General features: G+C 43.1%; 15 protein-coding genes. 10 read left to right on the top strand and 5 right to left on the bottom strand.

Features of this window, described 5'->3' with window-relative positions:
* Positions 1-53 precede the first annotated feature (53 nt).
* The gene (locus IE164_RS03090; RefSeq protein WP_189628711.1) at positions 54-362 is read right to left on the bottom strand and encodes a DciA family protein; all 309 of its coding nucleotides are present in this window, start codon (positions 360-362) and stop codon (positions 54-56) included.
* 99 nt (positions 363-461) lie between these two features.
* On the opposite strand from IE164_RS03090, the gene IE164_RS03085 reads away from it, so the two are divergent.
* Positions 462-1265: a hypothetical protein gene (locus tag IE164_RS03085; protein WP_189628710.1), complete on the top strand. Its 804-nt coding sequence runs from the start codon at positions 462-464 to the stop codon at positions 1263-1265.
* Here the strand turns inward: IE164_RS03085 and hemW are convergent.
* Positions 1246-2382, bottom strand: coding sequence for a radical SAM family heme chaperone HemW (gene hemW / locus IE164_RS03080; RefSeq protein WP_189628709.1), 1137 nt, complete (start codon positions 2380-2382; stop codon positions 1246-1248). The genes IE164_RS03085 and hemW overlap by 20 nt on opposite strands.
* Before the next feature lie 30 nt (positions 2383-2412).
* On the opposite strand from hemW, the gene IE164_RS03075 reads away from it, so the two are divergent.
* The 8 genes from IE164_RS03075 to IE164_RS03040 all read left to right on the top strand — a co-directional run bounded on the left by IE164_RS03075 (position 2413) and on the right by IE164_RS03040 (position 11813).
* Positions 2413-4173, top strand: a complete 1761-nt coding sequence (locus IE164_RS03075) for a BamA/TamA family outer membrane protein (RefSeq protein WP_189628708.1) — start codon at positions 2413-2415, stop codon at positions 4171-4173.
* Complete coding sequence (locus tag IE164_RS03070) at positions 4173-4868, top strand: DUF4271 domain-containing protein (RefSeq protein WP_189628707.1); 696 nt, start codon at positions 4173-4175, stop codon at positions 4866-4868. The genes IE164_RS03075 and IE164_RS03070 overlap by 1 nt, the downstream gene beginning before the upstream one ends.
* Positions 4869-4901: 33 nt before the next feature.
* Positions 4902-5678, top strand: a complete 777-nt coding sequence (locus IE164_RS03065; RefSeq protein WP_189628706.1) for a uroporphyrinogen-III synthase — start codon at positions 4902-4904, stop codon at positions 5676-5678.
* Between the two features lie 89 nt (positions 5679-5767).
* Positions 5768-6736, top strand: coding sequence for a PorP/SprF family type IX secretion system membrane protein (locus tag IE164_RS03060; RefSeq protein WP_189628705.1), 969 nt, complete (start codon positions 5768-5770; stop codon positions 6734-6736).
* A gap of 138 nt (positions 6737-6874) precedes the next feature.
* On the top strand, positions 6875-8098 hold the full coding sequence (locus IE164_RS03055) for an SUMF1/EgtB/PvdO family nonheme iron enzyme (RefSeq protein ID WP_189628704.1): 1224 nt from the start codon (positions 6875-6877) through the stop codon (positions 8096-8098).
* A gap of 42 nt (positions 8099-8140) precedes the next feature.
* A complete protein-coding gene (porL, locus tag IE164_RS03050; protein WP_189628703.1) occupies positions 8141-8947 on the top strand; it encodes a type IX secretion system motor protein PorL/GldL in 807 nt (268 codons plus the stop codon).
* A 12-nt stretch (positions 8948-8959) separates the two neighbouring features.
* Positions 8960-10771 carry a type IX secretion system motor protein PorM/GldM gene (gene porM / locus IE164_RS03045; RefSeq protein WP_189628702.1) on the top strand — a complete coding sequence of 604 codons (1812 nt, stop codon included), beginning with the start codon at positions 8960-8962 and terminating at the stop codon, positions 10769-10771.
* A gap of 1 nt (position 10772) precedes the next feature.
* Positions 10773-11813, top strand: coding sequence for a hypothetical protein (locus tag IE164_RS03040; RefSeq protein ID WP_189628701.1), 1041 nt, complete (start codon positions 10773-10775; stop codon positions 11811-11813).
* Positions 11814-11882: 69 nt separating this feature from the next.
* Here IE164_RS03040 and uvrC read toward each other — a convergent pair whose 3' ends face one another.
* Genes uvrC through porW form a run of 3 tightly spaced genes read right to left on the bottom strand, consistent with a single transcriptional unit; the run spans position 11883 to position 18578 of the window.
* Complete coding sequence (uvrC, locus tag IE164_RS03035) at positions 11883-13691, bottom strand: excinuclease ABC subunit UvrC (protein ID WP_189628700.1); 1809 nt, start codon at positions 13689-13691, stop codon at positions 11883-11885.
* Between the two features lie 9 nt (positions 13692-13700).
* Positions 13701-16019, bottom strand: a complete 2319-nt coding sequence (locus IE164_RS03030) for a penicillin-binding protein 1A (RefSeq protein WP_189628699.1) — start codon at positions 16017-16019, stop codon at positions 13701-13703.
* Complete coding sequence (gene porW, locus IE164_RS03025; protein ID WP_189628698.1) at positions 16020-18578, bottom strand: type IX secretion system periplasmic lipoprotein PorW/SprE; 2559 nt, start codon at positions 18576-18578, stop codon at positions 16020-16022.
* 108 nt (positions 18579-18686) lie between these two features.
* On the opposite strand from porW, the gene IE164_RS03020 reads away from it, so the two are divergent.
* Positions 18687-19544 carry a M23 family metallopeptidase gene (locus tag IE164_RS03020; protein WP_229838503.1) on the top strand — a complete coding sequence of 286 codons (858 nt, stop codon included), beginning with the start codon at positions 18687-18689 and terminating at the stop codon, positions 19542-19544.
* Positions 19545-19553 lie beyond the last annotated feature (9 nt).

Here is a 19553-nt window from a genome sequence, read left to right as displayed (position 1 = left end):
GGCTTGAGAGACAGCCTCTCTTCTTATTCTTCTGAGACCATATGGTCGCTATTTTACTTAATGATTACCTCATTGACAATGGAACTACCAAGTTCCCGGGCAATCAGTACCAGAATTTTGTCACGAGACATGCTCAACTCGTGCTTAAGAGGAGCAGAGTTAATATGAACAAAAAGCTTTTTGTCTCGAATGTAAACCTTAGTGGTTCGCTTGGCTATAGGAGCACCCATGATCTTCTCCCAAGAGTTAACCAAATTTGCCTCATTGAACTTCTCTTCAATTCTAAAAGACTTTAGCATTTCCTGTATTGCATCGCCCAATGACTCAGGTTGTCCTTTTCTTCCCTTTTCACTTTTTCTCATGGCTAAAACCTTCACTTTCAGTTGGTAAATCTACCGTTTCAGTCGGTTTACATTTGCCTGAAACTACAAATAATTGAACCTTTGGGTAAAGCTACATCAATGTTTATTAGAAAGCTATTTCAAATCAGTGACAAAGTAAAGTGGCTGTTGCTTGAACTATTAGTCGTTTTTGTGGGGGTGTACATGGCCTTTCTTTTTCAGCGCTATGCAGAGGGTCAAAAATTAAAAGATGAAAAAGAAAAGGTTTTAATAAGCCTGAAAAAAGAACTGGAGGAATTCAGAACCAATTTTCCCGGCTTTGCCTCTTATCAGCGGGGCAAATTGGTCGAATGGGATAGCCTGCTGGATGCCGGTGAGCTGACAGACTACTACAATTGGCGTTATCTGGAGCCGCAATACAACTTTAAGGTAATTGAATATGCCATGAACAAGGAGGGCACGGAGATTATAAGTTTTGAACTTTATGAAGCCCTCTCCAAGCTCCATTCGCGCATAAGGCAATTGGAACATGCCGAAAGACTTATGACCAATTTTGGTCAGCGGTACAACCTGGTGCCCTCGTCTTTGGCTGAAAACGACCCACAGCGAAAAATTCTGGAAGCAGAAAATCGCTTTGCTTTCTATAGGTTCATTGGTGCCGCCCGACTCCGGGCAGGAAAGCTGGAAAACGTAGCCGAACTGGCTGAGGACATTTTAAAAGTGGTGAATGAGGATTTAGGGCCTGAAAAAACTCGTGAAGTAGAAATTAGCCTTCTAAAAAACTACATTCGAGCCGGCTTGGATGTGAATTTCATCCGAACCATTGTAGATGAATACTTTCCGCAGTATGCTCAGGGAACCTTTGATGAGGTACTGAAAGAGGTAGAACAACAAGAAAGTAGGGCTAAGGATTCAACTCAATAAACAGGTCGGAGGCCACTTTGTCGGCCAGTAGCTTCCCCGAATCGGTAAGAATCAGGTGTTCATCTTCTTCATAAAGAAGGTCCTGCAAAGAAAGTTTATTCAGGTAATCTCTGTGAACCATTAGCAAGTCTACACCATATTTATTCTTGAGATGATTGAGATTTAACCCCCACTTGGTACGCAACGAAGTAAGGATATACTCATTGGCCTGGTCTTCCTTGCTCAGGTGTATTACTTCAAATGGAATTTTGTTTTCCGATAGCCCCAGAAGATACTTGGCGTTATTGGCTACGTTTGCCTTTCGGAACTTTCCATTGTATGAATGTGCCGAAGGACCAACGCCCAAATACTTTTCATCCTTCCAATAGTTGCTATTGTGCCGCGATTCGTAACCCGGTTGGGCAAAATTAGAAATCTCGTACTGGTCATAACCATATTGGCGTAGTGTATCAATGAGCATTTCAAATTGCTCGGCCGCAAACTCCTCTTCAACCTCATAGAGCTTGCCTTGTTCCAGCCATTTGCCAAAAGCCGTTTTGGGTTCAATGGTAAGGCAGTAAGAAGAAATATGTTCCGGCCTAAGTCGCAAAGCCTGTTTCAGGTCGTTTTCCCAAATACTATGGTCGCCATATGGCACGGCATAGATGAGGTCAACACTAATGTTTTCGAAACCCACTTGCCGGGCTTCATAAACAGCTTCCATGGCCTCTTCTCCGGAGTGCTGTCGGTTCATCCATTTTAAATGGTCGTTGTTAAAGCTTTGAATGCCAATGCTCAGTCGGTTTACACCATTGTCATAAAATGCCTGCAACTTTTCTCGGCTCAAATCATCGGGGTTGGCTTCTAAGGTAATTTCAATATTACTGGCCAGGTCATATTCATACTTAATTACCTTCATAATCTGTTTTAGGTGGTGGTGCTCGAGTAAGGATGGGGTGCCACCACCAAAATAGATACTGTATATAGAGTCTTTCCCCAAAAACTCGTTTTGTAGAACCAATTCTTTGCAAATAGCATCCACAATATCGTCAATTTGCCTGAGCGATTGAGTAAAGTGGAAGTCGCAATAATGACATGCTTTTTTGCAGAAAGGAATGTGTAGATAGAGGCCGGCCAAAGTTTTGTAATTTTCGCCTAAATATAAGCTATGCCAATACACCGACTTACTTTTTGCAGTTGCTTCCTGCTTTTTTTTCTGTCCCTGCTGTCGGTGCAGGCTCAGCAGGTAAGGTTAGTAGTCACAACTTCGGCCAACGAACAAGTTGTGCTGAACACCTATAACTATTCCGGTCAACTGGTCGATAGTGTTGCGGCTGTAAAAGAAGTTCAAAAACTGGTACAACTTCTTCATCAGGAAGGATACCTCTTGGCTCATCCAAAGCAATTCACCTCTAAAGAAGACACCCTGCAGGTAGAAATGATTATTGGCCCACGTTTTCAGTGGTTGGAACTAAGAAAGGGAAATTTGGCCGATGACTTTTGGCGAAAACTAAACCTGCGGGAACGGCATTTCAACAACAAACCATTTAACCCTAGCCAACTGGCGGCATTGGAAAAGAGAATACTTCGGTTTGCAGAGCGCAACGCATTTCCATTTGCATCTATTAAGTACGATTCGCTTAGTATTGAGCAAAATTACCTTTCTGCTACCCTGCAGGTAGATTTGGGCCCACCAATAAACTTTGATTCTGTGCGCATTGAGCAGCCTCAAATTTTAAAACCAAAGTTTGCCATGGCCTATCTGGGTATACACCTGGGGCAACCGTACAACCAACAGCTGGTAGATGCAATAGTACCAAGGTTGAGAAAGCTCAATTATGTAAAGCTTACAAGACCTCCTCTGCTCAGTTTTCAGAATAGCGAGGCAAGAGTCACTCTTTCTGTGGAAAAAAGACCCGTAAACAGGCTCGATGGAATTATTGGTTTTTTGCCTAACAACAGCCGTAGCGGAGGCCTACTTGTTACCGGCCAGTTCGATCTCGACTTGTACAACCCATTTGCTTCGGGCAGACACATTGGCTTGCACTGGAGAAGGTTGAGTGAGGAAACCCAAACATTGAAGTTCAATTTTGACCAACCCCACCTGCTGGGTAGTGCTTTGTCTTTACGCAGCCAGTTCGATTTCCTTAAACAGGACTCTACTTTTAACCGGAGAGTACTTGGCCTGGACCTAAACATAAACTTGGGCTTTAATGCCAACCTGGGAGTAGTTACTCATTTGGTGGCTACCGATCTTATAGCAACTTCGGCCTATGCCGACAGCCATAGACTTCCGGATATTCTGGATTTTAGACTAAACCGTTATGGCTTGAGGTATAGCTACAACGGCTTGGACGATGTATTTTTTCCCCGAAGAGGCTTAAGTCTGGAGTTGAACACAAGCATTGGTAATAAGCTGATCAGACAAAATGCAGAACTGCCCAATGAACTGTATACCGATGTTGACATGAAAACGCTGCAACTTCAGTACGATCTGGATGTAGAAAAATATCTGGTTTTGGGTTCCAGGGCTATCTTTTATGCCACTTTGCATGGGGGTTATTTATCTTCTAAAAACCTTTTTAGAAACGATGCCTATCGGCTGGGCGGGCTCAATAGTATAAGAGGCTTCAATGAGAGTTATTTTTTTGCAACAGGCTTTGCCTATAGCAATCTGGAGTATCGCTACTTTTTGGAAGACTCTTCTTACTTGCTGCTCTTTTCTGATGTGGGCTATTTGGAGCAAAACTTTGTGAGCAATGCCAACGCCAACAGGGGAGAATGGGCCTTGGGAATGGGCGCGGGTATTAGTTTTGCTACCGGAACCGGCATTTTCAATTTTGTTTATGCTTTAGGCACGGCCGATTCAACCGGAGCCATTAACTTTAGCCAATCCAAAATACACTTTGGGTTTACCACCAGATTTTAATGCAAGAGACAAGCAGCATTCAATTCTTTTACCGCGATTTGGCCATAGTCATGGCCATGGCTCTTTTTGTTATCTATGCCATTTCCAGGGTAGTGTATCCAAAGCTGTTTGCTTCGGTATATAGCTATGCACGCTTTTTCTCAACTCGTCTGCGAGACGACTTTGGGTCAGGCATACGCTTGTTCAGCACCGAAAATTTTTACTTCACCGCGGTATTGTCGCTCAATTTTAGTTTTGCTGCAGTTTGCCTCTATCTGTTCACTCCATCCGTGCAGGCTACGATTCCATGGTTGGCCATAGAATCTATGGGGAAAGGTCTGTTGGTTTGGCTACTAACAGCTATGGCCATTCAGTTTTTGTTTTTTCTCAAATTTTTGTTTGTGGCCTGGTTTGGTTGGCTTTTTGGCATTCCCACCGATCAGTCCAGGCATTTTTCTGAGATTCAGCTAATGAACAATGGTCTTTCTGTGGTAATGTACCTCATATTGGCCATTTCGCTCTTCGGAAGGTTTTCATTTCCTGAATTTACAGTCAAACTTATTCTGGCTACTTTGGCCTTTTATCTGGTTTTCAGATTCTTCAACCTCTTTTTAAAAATTCGTAACCTGGGAGCCAGTAGCAACTTATATATATTTTCTTACCTTTGCAGCACAGAATTAATACCTACTTTGCTAGGATTGAATCTGTTAGTTTGACAAGCCAGATTAGATTAAAAAGCAGGGAAGAATATGTCCAATAGCACGTATGAGGAAAGGCTAAAACCCGTAAAAAGTATCCTCGTTTCTCAACCAAAGCCTTCAGATCCTAAATCTCCTTACTATACTTTAGCAGACAAATACGGAATAAAGATTGATTTCAGGCCTTTCATTCAGGTCGATCCGATTTCTGCTAAAGAGTTTAGAAAACAGAAGATTGATATCTTAAATCATACGGCCATCATATTTACCAGCCGCAATGCCGTAGACCACTTCTTTACCATTTGCAAAGACCTGAAAATTGAGGTTCCTGCAGATATGAAGTATTTCTGTATATCGGAACAAACGGCTCATTACCTGCAGAAGTACATTGTGGTTAGGAAAAGAAAGATTTTTACCGGTTCACGTACCGCTCAGGACCTTATAGAAATTCTTAAAAAGCATAAAAACGAGAAATACTTGTTTCCTTGCTCCAACATTAGAAAAGACGATATTCCGGGCTATTTGGAAGAAAACGGATTCAAGTTTTCAGAAGCTGTTATTTACGAAACAGTGGCCAGCGATTTGTCTGACCTGGACGATGTTACGTATGACATCTTAGCGTTTTACAGCCCAAGTGGAATCAACTCATTGTTCGTAAACTTTCCGGAGTTCAAACAAAACGATACACGAATTGCAGTTTTTGGCCCAACTACAGCACAGGCTGCCCGAGAAGCCAACCTTATTATAGATATTGAGGCTCCTCAGCCCAACGCACCGTCTATGACAGGAGCACTGGAGCTGTACATTAAAAAGGCAAATAATCTGTAATTCTCGCAACTCGTAAGGGCAAAAGCTAGTTTTCTTGTATTATTGGGAAAGTGATTAAATAAATCATTTAACTTTCGCGTTACCTGATTATGTCAAGAAAGGCCTTCATTGCCATTGTTTTCAGCCTCCTCGTTGTGGGCCTAAGAGCACAACAAGATGCTCAGTTTACCCAGTACATGTTTAATCCCATGTACTACAACTCGGCTTTTACGGGCCTTTCCAATGCCAATACACTTACAGCAATTCATCGCTCCCAGTGGTTTGGGTACGAAGGCACAATAAACCCCGGAGGCGCCCCAAATACCCAATTTATTAGCTACAGCACTCTATCACAATGGTGGAATGGTGGGTTGGGCGTTCATTTAGTGAACGACAATCTGGGCCCCTCCAATAACATAGAGTTCAAGCTGTCAGGGTCTTACTACATTGCTCTTCAGGGAGATGCCTCACTGAGCATTGGGCTCAACGCAGGCTTTTTTTCCAGCGGCCTTGATTTCGATGAGCTAGTGCTGGTCGATCCGAGCGATGACCTGGTGGGTTTAACCGGAAAGGAATCTCAGTTGCGGCCGGATCTCGGCATGGGTATACTCTACAGAAAAGGAAATTTTTTTGGTGGTTTCAGTACAAATCACTTACTTCAACCAAAATTTGATTTTGGACAAGATCAAATTGCCAATCAATTAATTCGACACTACTATTTAACAGCGGGCTACGATTATGCACTAAGCCCAGAGGTTACGATCACTCCGACTTTATTGCTGAAATCTGTAGGATTTGATTCCTACTCATGGGACTTGAGCGTTGTAGGACGCTACAATGACCAGCTTTGGGCCGGTGTTGCTTACCGTCAATCAGAATCGGCATCGGTAATGATTGGCTACAGCATACTAAAAGATCGAAGCCTGGCGTTGGGATATGCGCTGGATTTAGTTCTTGCTGATAGAAATAGTAAAGAGCCGACCTCTCAAGAGATTATGCTCATTTATAAATTTTCCAGCAAGGGCAACGGAATAAATCTGGGAAGGAACATCATAAGAACCCCCAGATACCGTTACTAAACAAAAGTTTACTTAAGATTAAGGATTGTAGAATTTTCTACCTGTGGGTGGAATACTAACAATAAAATATTAATTTTCGCGCTTTATTTGCCAAATGAGGCTTGTTTTTGAACTGGCAAATAGATTAAAACTAAAACAATGAAGAAGTCTATACTGGGTCTGTTATTTATGGCACTTCTTTCTTTGAACACTGGGTGCAGTATGTTCGAAGGCTTTCTAAGTGGAGGAGGAAAAGAGCAGGCGTTGGTCGATGAAGGCCAGTTGCTGGGTGTGCTCGACAGAGAAGGATGGTATCAGGAACTACCCTACGGAATGGTTCAAATACCTGGGGGAACATTCTACATGGGCCAGGCCGATGAAGATGTGGCAGCCTCACAAATTAACTTCAACAGACAAATTACTGTCAGCTCCTTTTTTATGGATGCTGAGGAAATCACCAACAATGAGTATCGCCAATTTCTATACCATGTGGCCGATTTGGCCGAAAAGGGCGATCGATACTACACCCGCGAATTTTTAGCCACGGTAGTTCCTAACCCCAAAGTTTGGGAGCAGGAGTTTACATACCACTATGGCGACCGAATGACTCAATATTATCACCAGCACGTTTCTTTTGACAACTACCCTGTAGTAGGAGTTAGCTGGGATGCTGCTGAAAAATTTGCTGCCTGGAGAACCATTTTCCTGAACAATGGCCAGCAAGCCAAAAATGAAGGAGGGGGTGGACTCTTCTCTTTCGGTAAAAAGAAAAATCAAGGCGACCCGAATGCCGGAGCTGCAGGCCCGTTAGGAGCCGTAGGCCCCCAAGGAGGAGCAGCTAGTGGTCCTGAGTCGAGCACTTTTGTAGATACTTCCCCAATGGAATTTAGATATCCCAACTTTAGACTGCCTACAGAGGCAGAATGGGAGTATGCAGCCAGAGGAGGAAAAGAAATTGTGAAATACCCATGGGGTGGTCCGTATACCAGAAACCGCGATGGTTGCTTTCTGGCCAATTTTAAGCCAGGCAGAGGCGCCTATGCAGACGATGGTTACCCATACACTGCTCCGGTAAATTCATTTTTGCCTAACCCATTCAACTTGTATAACATGGCAGGCAACGTAGCGGAATGGTGTAGAGACGACTTCTCTCCTGTATACAATCCACTGGTGTGGGATCTGAATCCAATGTTTTTATACGATACCTTATCGGAAAAAGACAGCCCTCACTACGGAAAGAAGGTGGTAAGAGGAGGAGCCTGGAATGATATTTCCTATTACCTCCAAACCGGAACAAGAACTTTTGAATACCGAGACGTGGCCTCTGCTTCAATTGGATTTAGATGTGCTATGGACGACCTCGGTCAAAATAACCCGCTTTAACAACAACTATCAAATTGATCTTCAACCCAACTGATAAAACAAATGGCTAGTAAATTTACCCAAAACTTCTACGGCAACGTAATGCCGAAAATCTATGGTCTAGGTGCCTCTGTAGTAATTGTAGGTGCCATGTTCAAATTGAATGGATGGGCCGGTGCTACTCTTATGCTAATTATTGGTCTTGGTACGGAAGCTCTAATCTTTGCTTTCGCTGCCTTTGAACCCAAAGCCACAGATTATACGAAAGAATTATACCATGCGACCGTGAAAGGCGGTGGTGCCCCAGAAAAGAAAGACGATATTACCCTTGAAAAAATGCTTAAGCAGGCGGCTATAAGCAAAGACGGCCTTCAAAGCCTGAAAGAAGGAATGGACAATTTGGCTCAGAATGCCAAACAACTGGCCAGTATGTCTAATGCCGCTGTAGCAACTGATGAGTACGCTAAAAATGCGAAAACGGCTGCAGCATCTTTATCTAAGATAGACCAGTCTACTAACCAGGCCGCTTCGGCTTTTGCTGAAGTAGCCAACACCGTAAAAGGTTCTGGTGCCAATCAGGCACAGCTTAAGGCGGCTACTGAGCAGTATCAGGTTCAGCTTAAAGAGGCTGCAACACAACTGCAGGCGCTTAGTGGTGCCTACAAGGCCGAGCTTACCGATACGGAGTCTGTAGCTAAGTATATGAAAGGTTACCTTTCTAACATGGAAACCATGATTAAAGGAGCCATGAACACGGCCAAGGCTACGGAAGAATTCCAAGCCCAAATGGCTCAGCTAAACACCAATATTACCTCGCTGAACAAGGTATATGGTGCAATGCTTTCTGCAATGAAACAAACCAATAACTAAACCTGATCGATTATGGCAGGAGGTAAAGAAACCCCACGGCAGAAGATGATTGGCATGATGTATCTCGTGCTAACAGCTCTTCTCGCCTTGCAGATTAAGGATACGGTATTGGAAAAGTTCGTTCTTATAGAAAACGGACTCAAAGTTTCTAATGAGTCCTTTATGGACTACAACCAGAATGTACTTACCAGCATCCAAAACGATGTAACCAATCAAGGTGAAAAAGATGGCGATGTGGCTGTGCAAAAAGTGGCCGAGCAGGTACGGTTGTATACCCTTGACCTCGCTAACTATCTGGACAATCTGAAACTGGAACTCGGTAAAGTATCTACCGGAGGAGACACTTCTAAAATATACGAGCGGTCTACGCTTAAAAAATACGAAGAGCCCTCTAACTATCTGGTGAATAAAAAGAATGCTGAGGAGCTTAAAAGAAGACTGGATGAATACCCTCTCAAAGTAAATGAGATTATCAGTTTGTTGGGTAAAGGAGGAATGAACCCGGAGTGGATGAAGTCTATAGCCATTGATGCCAACGACATTAAGTTTTACGAAAACAATGCCGAGGCAAAAAAAGAAGATTACGCCCATTTTAACTTCTATAAGGCTCCGTTGGCTTCAGTTCTTGCGCAGCTTACTTTCTACAAAAATCAGATTTTCAGTAAAGAGTCAGAGGCACTCAATAAGCTAAAAGGAATGGTAGGAACGGCTGTTTCTACAGACCCTAATAGCATTCCTACATTGGCCGATTTGGTGGTGACTAACACTCAACCTGCCAGTCAGCCCGATAATTCTTCTTCTGAAGATGAGGCAGCGCCTACTCCAAGAACTACGCCAAGACAAAACCCTTCTTCAGGAACAGCTTCTGCTGAGATTTCTCAAAAGGAGTTTTTAAAGGGTGCATTTGCGGGGATAGACTATGCTCAGGCTACAGTGCTTTCTGAGTCAAATATTGTGACAGCCGGACTAGACTTTAGTGCTCAGGCCTTTTTAACGCTGGGTAACTCTAAGCTACAACCGGAGATCAAAGTGAATGGACAGGATATACCGGTAGTCAACGGAAGAGGAATAATTAGTATTCCGGCTTCAGCGCAAAATAGTGAGTACGATGCCAACGGATTGGCACAAAAGTTTTTCGAAGTTGAAATAACCGCTCAGGACGGTTCTGGCGGAACCATTACCAGAACTAAGCGACATGAATATCAGGTGGCCAAACCGGTAATTGATGTACGAAGTGCATCAGTAGAGGTTCTCTACCTGGGTTGTGCCAACAACTTGAACATTAATGTGCCGGCTTTGGGGCCAGCCTATCAGCCATCTTTCAAAGTAACCGGTGGAACCTTTAATTCAGGTAGCCAGAAAGGAGAAATACTGGTAGTGCCTACTCAGCGTGAGTTGAAGATTGATGTTTCGAGCGGTGGGTTCTATATTGGTTCAAGAGAATTTCAAGCCAAGCCTGTACCGCTTCCAAGACTTGAAGTAAGACCTAACGGACAGCCGTATGATGCAAAGAATGGTATGGACGAGAAGCCAACAGTAATTAACCTGTTGCTACAGTCTGACCCCGATTTTGCCGAGCGTTATAAAGACGATGCTACTTTCTTGGTGAGCAAAGGAAGTGTAACCCTGGCCCGTGGAAAAACCACAAAAGGGGTTATTCCTATTGATAAGCCCATGTCGAGAGTGGATCTGTCTCAATTGGTTAGCCGAATGGCTTCAGGAGACAGAATAGTGGTTTATGTTGAAGAAATTGTTCGCTTCAACTATAAAGAAGAGCAGATTCCGATTCGTTTTACGGGAGACGTAACGATAAATATTAACTAAAATGAAAAAAGGCTTAGCAATTTTATTAGTACTGTGTTTTGTCACAGTCTTGAACGCTCAGGACGAGGGCAGTGGAACAAACCCTGCCAAATTTTTGCAAACCATAGAAAGCACTACTAAAGTTGCCGGCCTTAATAGTGCCCGAAAACTCAATAACGAGTTTTCGGTACGGCCCATTCGCGATGAAGACGTAATGTGGAGTATAAGACTCTGGTCCAAGATGAATTTTAACGAAAAGTTAAATTCGGCCTGGAACGCCAAAGAGTCTCGCATTACTGAGATTATTCTTAAAGGCATAGAAGACTACTATGAAGCCAAGAGCCAGGCCTTAGATCAGCAGGTGGGTATTACTCCATACGCAACTTTCGAAACCGGAGCCAAAGGCTTCGATGATGAGGTGATTCTTTCTGAGGCAGACTTTAGGAATAACCTGAAGGATATGTCTACAGCTTTGGGCAATTATGATGAGGCTTTTAGGGCTCAAGACAGGGCAGAGCTTAAAACGCGGGACGGTGGCATTTACGCCAACTACTCCGATGCCCGTCTAGACTCTATTATTGATGCGGAGTATCAGCAGAATGCGGAGGCCAAACCTCTCGATCCGGCAAATAAGGGAGATTTAGATGTTTTGCTTATAGAAGAAGATCTCATATTCGATAGAAATCAGTCTTTGGCCAAGTGGGATATTGTTTCTATTACGCTAGTTGCGCCACCTAAGGCTACAGTTGCCGGAACGGAACGCGAAATTGTTCGAGTGAAGTATCAGGAGTTGGTAGCTTACATTGAAAAGGTGTACGCGGAGTCAAATAAAAATGCGGCTTATTGGTACAACCCAAAGAATCCGCGCGATAGAAATATAAACTTTGCTCATGCCTTTGACCTACGCTTGTTTAGCTCATACATTACTAAGTTTCAAAATGCTGATGATGATAATATACAGACGCTCTTTGGCCGATCTGACTATGACTACAGCATTATTGAGCAAGCCATGAAAAAGAGACATGAGTTGCTAGAGAAAATGCATAACCTCTGGGAATATTAAGAATTCAGTCAAACAGAATATAAGAAAGGGGGGCTTCAATAAGCTCCCTTTTTTGTTATAGGCCTTGGCCTATTGTGCTTCTCGTTTCTGGTTAAAGAAGTTTTTAATAAGCCGGGTGCGGGCTTCGCCAACAAGGGCAATAAGTTCTTCTTCGCTAGCTTGCTCTATTTTGCTCATAGTACCAAATTCCTTGAGCAGCTTGTCCACCGTTACCCTCCCTAATCCTTTTACTTCTTCCAGCTCAAAATTGAAGCTGTTTTTGCTTCGCAGGTCTCTATGAAAATTGATGGCAAAGCGGTGGGCTTCATCCCTTAGCTTTTGAATGAGCCGAAGTGACTCTGATTTTTTATCGATGTGAATAGGAAATGAGTCTTCCGGAAAGTAGAGTTCTTCTAAGCGTTTTGCAATTCCTATGATCGGAATTTGTCCGTATAGGTTGAGTTCTTTGAGCGCCTCACAGGCCGCATTGAGCTGTCCTTTGCCACCATCTATTACAATGAGCTTGGGCAGAGGAGCTTCTTCTTTGAGCAAGCGCGAATACCTGCGGCCAACAACCTCTCTCATAGACCCAAAATCATCGGGCCCAACAACAGTTTTAATTTTAAAGTGTCGGTAATCTTTTTTGGAGGGTCGCCCCATTTTAAAGCAAACCATGCTGGCTACCGGGTTTGTACCTTGAATATTGGAGTTATCGAAGCATTCAATATGGGTTGGCAACTCACGAAGCGATAGGTCTGCCTGCAGTTGTTTGAGTACCCGGTTGCTTTTGTCTTTCACATTTTCTAGCGAAGTGTATTTCTCTTTTTTGGCGAACAGAGCATTCTTTAGTGATAGTTCGATCAACTTCTTTTTATCTCCCCGTTGGGGCAATATCATTTTAAAATTTTCGGAGGCTATATCCAGCTCTTTATTGGTGAGTACTTCTCTGGCAGAGCTCTGAAATTTATCTCTTAGTTCCACGATCAGAAGAGTTAGAATCTCCTCGTCCGATTCGTTTAGTTTTTTCTTAATCTCTGAGGTTAGCGATAGGTTAATGGTGCCGTTTTTAATTCTCAGGTAGTTTACAAAGGCAAACTTTTCATCGGCAACAATGGTGAATACATCCAGGTCTGCAATCTTGGGGTTAACCACCAGCGATTTGGACTGGAACCTATCCAGCAATTCCAGTTTATCCTTAAATTTTTGTGCTGCTTCAAACTCCAGTTGTGCTGCAGCAGAATTCATATGTTCTTTAAAATATTGCCTGGGAACAGAAAGGTTGCCTTTAAGTATGTTAACCGCTTGGTCTATGTCGTTCAGATAGTCTGTTTCGCTCTGCAGGCCTTCACATGGACCTTTGCAGTTGCCAATATGGTATTCCAGGCATACTTTGAACTTTCCTTTGGTAATATTCTCTTCGCTCAGGTCGTATCTACAGGTGCGTAGGGTAAAGAGGTTATTAATGAGCCTCAACACATTGTTCATGGCTTTTACACTGGCGTAAGGCCCGAAGTATGTACCGTTGCTGGGAATAAACTTGCGAGTGCTGTATATGCGAGGAAACCTTTCGTTGGAAACACACAGGTAGGGAAAGGTTTTGTCGTCTTTGAGAAGGATGTTGTACTTAGGCTGGTTTTGTTTTATCAGACTATTTTCGAGCAAAAGCGCATCGAACTCCGAGTTGACAAGGGTGACTTCAATGGCTTTTATTTCCGATACCAGACGTCTGGTTTTTCGGTTTACCCCGGCTTGTTTGTTGAAGTAGCTTGAAACCCGCTTTTTTAAACTTTTGGCTTTGCCTACGTAGATCAGTTCATCCTCTTCATTGAAGAAACGATATACCCCCGGATTATCGGGAAGCTTCAGTACATCTCCAGGAACGATGCGCGTGACCTCCATAGGCCGAAATTAGTAAATATCATCGTCATAAATATTGGAGGTATCGGTCGTAGTGAGCACATCGGCAAATTTCTGACAATCAACTTCTATACTCAAATTAGGAGGTCTTTCGAAAAACGTTTTTTCAATACTTAATGTGTTGTCCGCATAAATTTTTTGCAGAAATCTACCAACAATGGGTAATGCGGTATATGCACCTTGACCATCTGACCATTTGGTGAAGTGTATTGGTCTTTCATCACCGCCAACCCATGCTCCGGCCACAACTTCATTGGTTACGGCTATAAACCATCCATCAGAACCGTTTTGAGTAGTACCGGTTTTGGCTCCAATGTTGTTTTTGGTTTGCCCTCTGTCAACCAGACCATATTGCCAGGATAGTCTTTGACCGGAACCCGATTTAACAGTTTCCTGAAGCATATTCAGCATTACATAGGCAACATCTTCATTGATGGCTTTACTCTTTCTAGGCACATGACGGTAAATTTCATTGCCATATTTATCTTCAATTCTGCTTATGTAGTAGGGTTCTATATGTGTTCCTTTGTTTGCAAAGGTGCCATAAGCTCCCAGTAACTCGAAAAGTGAAACATCTTCCGTTCCCAGGGCAATTGAATAGTACGGAGGAATAGTGCTTTTTATTCCCAGTCGTTTGGCCATATCAACTACCTTGTTAGGCTTAACTATTTCCATCACTCTGGCGGTGATAGAATTCACTGATCTTGCCATGGCCAACTTTAGGGTCATTTCTTCTCCACTAAACCTACCTTCTGAATTCGAAGGACTCCACACCTCATCACCATTTCCTGTAGGGATAGCTACAGCCTCATCTTTAAAGGTATAACAGGGAGAATAACCTTGTTCAACGGCTGTAGCATAAACAAAAGGTTTAAATAGTGAACCTGGTTGTCTCTTACCATATCTTACATGGTCGTATTTGAAATGTTGGAAATTGATTCCCCCAACCCAAGCTTTAATAGCTCCTGTTTTTGGTTCTGTTGCCAGAAATCCTGATTGCAAAAACTGCTTGTAATATCTGATAGAGTCTCTGGAGCTAAGGACTGTATCTATATCTCCTCCCCAGCTGAAAACAGTCATTTTTTTAGGGCGATTCATGTAGTAGTCTACAGAATCAGATTCCTTGCCATATTTTCTAACCAAGTTTCTATAGGCAACGGATCTTGGTACTGCGTTTTCTTCGAAGAAATTCTCAATTTCTCTTCCCCTATTATCAATCCAAAGGTCACGGCCTTCAATTTTAAGCAGTGAATCAAATTTATTCTGAATTCTTTGCATTGCACTATCCATTGCATCTTCGGCATAAGCTTGCATGCGTGAGTCTATGGTAGTATAGATTTTTAGACCATCGCCATAAAGATCATAACCTAGCGCTTTGCACAACTCAAGTAAATCCTTACTCGCTTCTGCTCTAAAATATTGGGCAAGCCCAGTATTGTGGTCTTGTTGGCGAAACTCATCGAGATTAATGTCTTTGGTTCGCAGCGTATCGTAGGCTTGTTGGGCCAAAAACCCATATTTGACCATTTGACTTAAAACAACATTTCGCCTGCGTTTGGAGTTTTCCGGGTTAATATCAGGCCGATAGGTGGTTACTCCTTTCTGCATGCCCGCCAATACAGCTGCTTCGTCTACCGAAAGCTCCTTAGGCATTTTGTTAAAGTATGTTTTGGCGGCCGACTTAATACCAAAGGCGTTGTTTCCAAACTCCACGGTGTTGTAGTACATGGCCATAATTTCTTCTTTGGTGTAAGACCTTTCTAGTCGCACAGCCAAAATCCACTCCTTGGTTTTATAAATGAGTTGGTCAAGGAACCCGTTTATTCCTTCCAGCTTACCCTTGTCTTCTTTTTTAATAACCCTTGTATTGAACAGGTTTTTGGCCAATTGCTGGGTAATGGTAGAGCCACCGCCTTTGGGGCTAAAGGTGATTACTCCAAAGGCCACTCTGAACATACTTTCCAGGTCGATGCCCGAGTGCTGATTAAAGCGAATATCTTCTGCGGCCAGCAGAGCATGCACCAGGTTATCTCCCAACTCGTCATAACTTACAGGGTTGCGGTTATCCCGATAGTATCCGGAACCTAACTGCACACCATCGGCTGTAAAGAGTAGCGAGGTAAGGTTTTGCTCGGGGTTTCCTAGCTGGCTATAGCTTGGCAAGCTGCCAAACCAATTGTTTACGTTGTTGCTCACAGCCCATAAATAGGCCGGAAAACCAATTATGGCTAAAGTAAAGCCAACCCAAAAAACTACTACTAGTTTTTTGAGCCACGATTTTTTCTTGCTTGGTTTTTCTTGAGCACTCATTTATTTATAGAATTTCTGATGAAAAGTAAGGTATTCCTCTAACGCCTTGTTCTGAAACAATTGTGTGAAATTATCTCTTGAAATGGCAAAATTATGAAAATTTGAATCGCTTTTCAGGCCTTGCTTTACTAACTCTTCTTCTAGTAGCTTTCTGTATATTTCTGCGGCCGACTTCGTCTTAAAGGAGTTAATGAAAAGGATACCGGTTTTGTTTACCGGACTAAAGTTAAGGTAGCTGGACGAGAGGCGCTGCGATTCAAATTTCTGTTGATTGAACGTGTTTACAATCTGCTTTAGGTTATCGGCTTTAAATACAGATTCGCTGAACGTAAAAGCAACCAGATGCACCTGTTGAAAGTCTTCGCTAAAGGCATTGTTTAGGTTATTGAATAATTGGTTTTTGGTTGGGGCAATGGCGGCCAGAAGGTTTTGAGCATATTTGCTCTGGGGTTCTTCCGGATATTTGGCAATAAAGTCTTTCAGTGCCTGCTCATACGAAACAATACTTTCGGTTTTTGCTTTTAATATGGCGGCCAGCAGTTCCACTGTCGGCAAAAAGTCCACATCTTCAAAAGAAGCAAGTGCTGCTCTAAGCCGCTGGTCGGCCAGAATATAGTCACCCGATTCATAAGCCTCGTAGGCTCTCGCATATTCTTGCTGTAAGGCCAGGTTACGGGCTGCTTTTTCTTGCAGGTAGTTAGGGTTTATGAGTGTTTTAGCGAGGAGTGTTTCTGGAAATTCCTCAATTATACTCTGCTTGTAGTGCTGAGCTTTAGCAGCATCTAAGGGTTCGTAAAGGGTAAAGAGAGCATAGAGGACATCAAGTCTGTGCTCCGTTTGAGGGTAGCGCTCCAGCAGCTTTTCATAGGTGATTATAGACTTTTGGTTTTGCGCCAGACCAAACCTGTATATACGGCCGAGGCTAAAGTATGCGTCCTGAATCTCCTTGTGTACTTTTAATTGGGCCTCTTCCGAAAACGGTACAGTGGCCATTAATTTGTCGATGTCCGTTTCACGGCTGCTTTTTAGATCTGGCTGTGGTGCTCCTTTGTTAGGGTCGTCACTAATATCGTTGTCTGTTTGCGCAGCAGAAGACAAGCCAATGGTTTGTTTGAGCGATCTGCGCCAATTGTTCTCCAGTGGGCGGTTGCCCCATAACCGTTGAAATTCAAGCTGGCCTTGCCCTACGGCTTGCCGGTTATAAAAGTACCAGGTATTGCTGCCATCGGGAGCCTGATAGTTGCTGTCATCGGTTCGGTTCAGCCCGGTAGAGTTGGCGTTGTTGTTTCCTCTTTCTTTGGCGCGTTCTTTGGCTTCTTTTGCATCGAGGTATCTTCCCAAATAGGCTTCTAGCGAGATGGGGTTCATTTGAGCCAACGTGAGCAGGCTGTCGTTTTTCTCAATAATATTGAGTTGTGTGACAAAGTCTTTCAACACCTTTTGTCTTTTACTAATCTCATCAAAGCGCTCAATGTCTTTGGGGAGTTTCATTACGGCACTATCGTAGTAGGCACTGGCCAGGTTGAAATCCAGTAAATGGTCGTAGTGAATTTCGGCCAGTCGCAAAAAAGCAAGCCCCTGCTGTCGGTTGTTCGGTTGTTCTACCCGGGTGGCTGCTCTATAATTTTCTACGGCTTTAGAAAGCTTGTTTCGGTGTTGCTCCAGCAGCCCCATGGTATAATAGATATGATCCATGTACTCCTTGTTTTTGCCGTCACGCAACATCTTATCAAATACTTTGTAAGCTTCATCGACATTATTGGGGTTGGAGTAACCCGAGACTATGAGTTTGTTCAGGCGTGCATGAAACATTACCTCATAAGGAGGATTGCCTTTTAGGGCATTGTCGTAGTACAGGTAAGCATTACGGTATTCACCGGCCTGTTGAGCCAACTGACCGAGAATAAAGTTTACCCTTAGAGAGTAGGTTTTGTCATTGATCAGGGGTTGGGCTTCGGTGAGTAGTTCCTTTACTTTGCCATACTCATCGAGTTGCTGAAACAAAAAAGCTTTAGTGAGCAAATAGCTTGCGCGTACTTCCGGCTCGAGTTTTTCAAGATCGAGAAAGCCGGCTACTTCCTCAGCTTGGTCATAATTACCCATGTCCATATAAGTTCTCATTAGGGCAATGAGAGCCTTTTGGCGAGTAGGGTCATCGTTACTATTCTGATTGATGTATTGAAAAGTTTCTATGGCAAATTGCCATTGCGCTCTCAGGTATCTAATCTTACCGATAATAAGGTAGCTATCGTCTACCCAGTCGCTGGCTTTCCACCATTCGATGGTTTGGCTTGATTTTTTGAAGGCATCGTCCAGTTTTTCCTTATTGCTTTTTACAATGGCCGAATCGATTTGAGGAAATATGCGCAGTATCTCATCAAAGTTGTAGGCATATCGTTCTTCAAAAGCCTGGTATACTTCGTTTAGGTATTGATCGGCATAGAAATAGCCATTGTATCGGGCGTTCAGGTTTTGGTATCCTTTAGAGTTACACCCCCAGAGGGCTATAATGAGGAGAAGACAACAAAACCTGATAATATGTAAATTCTTGATTTCCAAGGCAGATGATTAACCAACAAAGCAACGAAATTAATGAGCAAATAATACAATATTACGCTCGCTGTTGAGTATTAATGAATATTTTTGTCATCCTTGATTTTTGTATAAGTGGCGCGATTTAAGAAGACTCTTTCTAACTGGCTCAATGCCCGGCATATCCTGATTATTCAGAATGAGGAAAACTTTTCTGAAAAGGCAACCTATAAGTTCACTTATGCCAAAATAATCTTTTTTGCTTTTCTGAGCCTTGTAGGAGTGTTTGCCTTGAGCTTTTACATGGTTACCACCATACTTAAGCAGTGGTTCGATCCGCGCTATGCCGAACGCCAAACCCGACAGGAGTTGGTGGAGATGACTTTTACGCTGGACTCTCTGGCCTATGAGTTGGATAGCAGAGACCGTTTTATACAAAGTATTAAGAAGGTGCTGCAGGGCGATGTTACCACCAACGAAATTCCTGAGACAGCCCAGGCTTCGGCGGGAGAACCTACTGATATTGAAAATCTGGAGCAAATAGACAGTGCTTTTAAAAGCGAATTTGAGCGGGTTGGGGGCGATTTTCTTCTCACAGCTGATATTGACAATGTAGAATTAAGAAGTATCTATTTTTTTCCGCCCATTAGTGGCTACATTGTACAAGCATTCGACCCTCGCGATAAACACTACGGTATAGACATTGTTTCTAAAAAGGATGAACCGGTAAAGTCGATAGCTGATGGAACCGTAATTTTTGCAGGTTGGACACAAACGGATGGCCACCTGATTGCGATCCAGCACCGGGAAAACCTAATTTCTGTATACAAGCACAATTCGGCCATTACAAAAGAGGTGGGCGATGTGATTTCTGCAGGAGACATTATTGCAATTATTGGTAATACAGGCGAACTTACCAGTGGTCCACATTTACATATAGAATTGTGGTACAATGGCTCACCGGTAAATCCGGAAGAGTTTATATCTTTCTAGACCAGTAGA

The sequence above is a fragment of the Roseivirga thermotolerans genome, assembly GCF_014653175.1.
Taxonomy (GTDB): domain Bacteria; phylum Bacteroidota; class Bacteroidia; order Cytophagales; family Cyclobacteriaceae; genus Roseivirga; species Roseivirga thermotolerans.
The sequence above is the reverse complement of the archived record's forward strand: the minus strand, read 5'-3'. Positions and strand labels throughout refer to the sequence as shown.

Excerpts from the sequence above, each read along its gene's own strand:
- porL (WP_189628703.1), top strand. The coding sequence starts at position 8,141 with ATGGCTAGTAAATTTACCCAAAACTTCTACGGCAACGTAATGCCGAAA.
- IE164_RS03055 (WP_189628704.1), top strand. The coding sequence starts at position 6,875 with ATGAAGAAGTCTATACTGGGTCTGTTATTTATGGCACTTCTTTCTTTG.
- uvrC (WP_189628700.1), bottom strand. The coding sequence starts at position 13,691 with ATGGAGGTCACGCGCATCGTTCCTGGAGATGTACTGAAGCTTCCCGAT.
- IE164_RS03085 (WP_189628710.1), top strand. The coding sequence starts at position 462 with ATGTTTATTAGAAAGCTATTTCAAATCAGTGACAAAGTAAAGTGGCTG.
- IE164_RS03070 (WP_189628707.1), top strand. The coding sequence starts at position 4,173 with ATGCAAGAGACAAGCAGCATTCAATTCTTTTACCGCGATTTGGCCATA.
- IE164_RS03065 (WP_189628706.1), top strand. The coding sequence starts at position 4,902 with ATGTCCAATAGCACGTATGAGGAAAGGCTAAAACCCGTAAAAAGTATC.
- IE164_RS03030 (WP_189628699.1), bottom strand. The coding sequence starts at position 16,019 with ATGAGTGCTCAAGAAAAACCAAGCAAGAAAAAATCGTGGCTCAAAAAA.
- IE164_RS03090 (WP_189628711.1), bottom strand. The coding sequence starts at position 362 with ATGAGAAAAAGTGAAAAGGGAAGAAAAGGACAACCTGAGTCATTGGGC.
- IE164_RS03075 (WP_189628708.1), top strand. The coding sequence starts at position 2,413 with ATGCCAATACACCGACTTACTTTTTGCAGTTGCTTCCTGCTTTTTTTT.
- IE164_RS03040 (WP_189628701.1), top strand. The coding sequence starts at position 10,773 with ATGAAAAAAGGCTTAGCAATTTTATTAGTACTGTGTTTTGTCACAGTC.
- porM (WP_189628702.1), top strand. The coding sequence starts at position 8,960 with ATGGCAGGAGGTAAAGAAACCCCACGGCAGAAGATGATTGGCATGATG.
- IE164_RS03060 (WP_189628705.1), top strand. The coding sequence starts at position 5,768 with ATGTCAAGAAAGGCCTTCATTGCCATTGTTTTCAGCCTCCTCGTTGTG.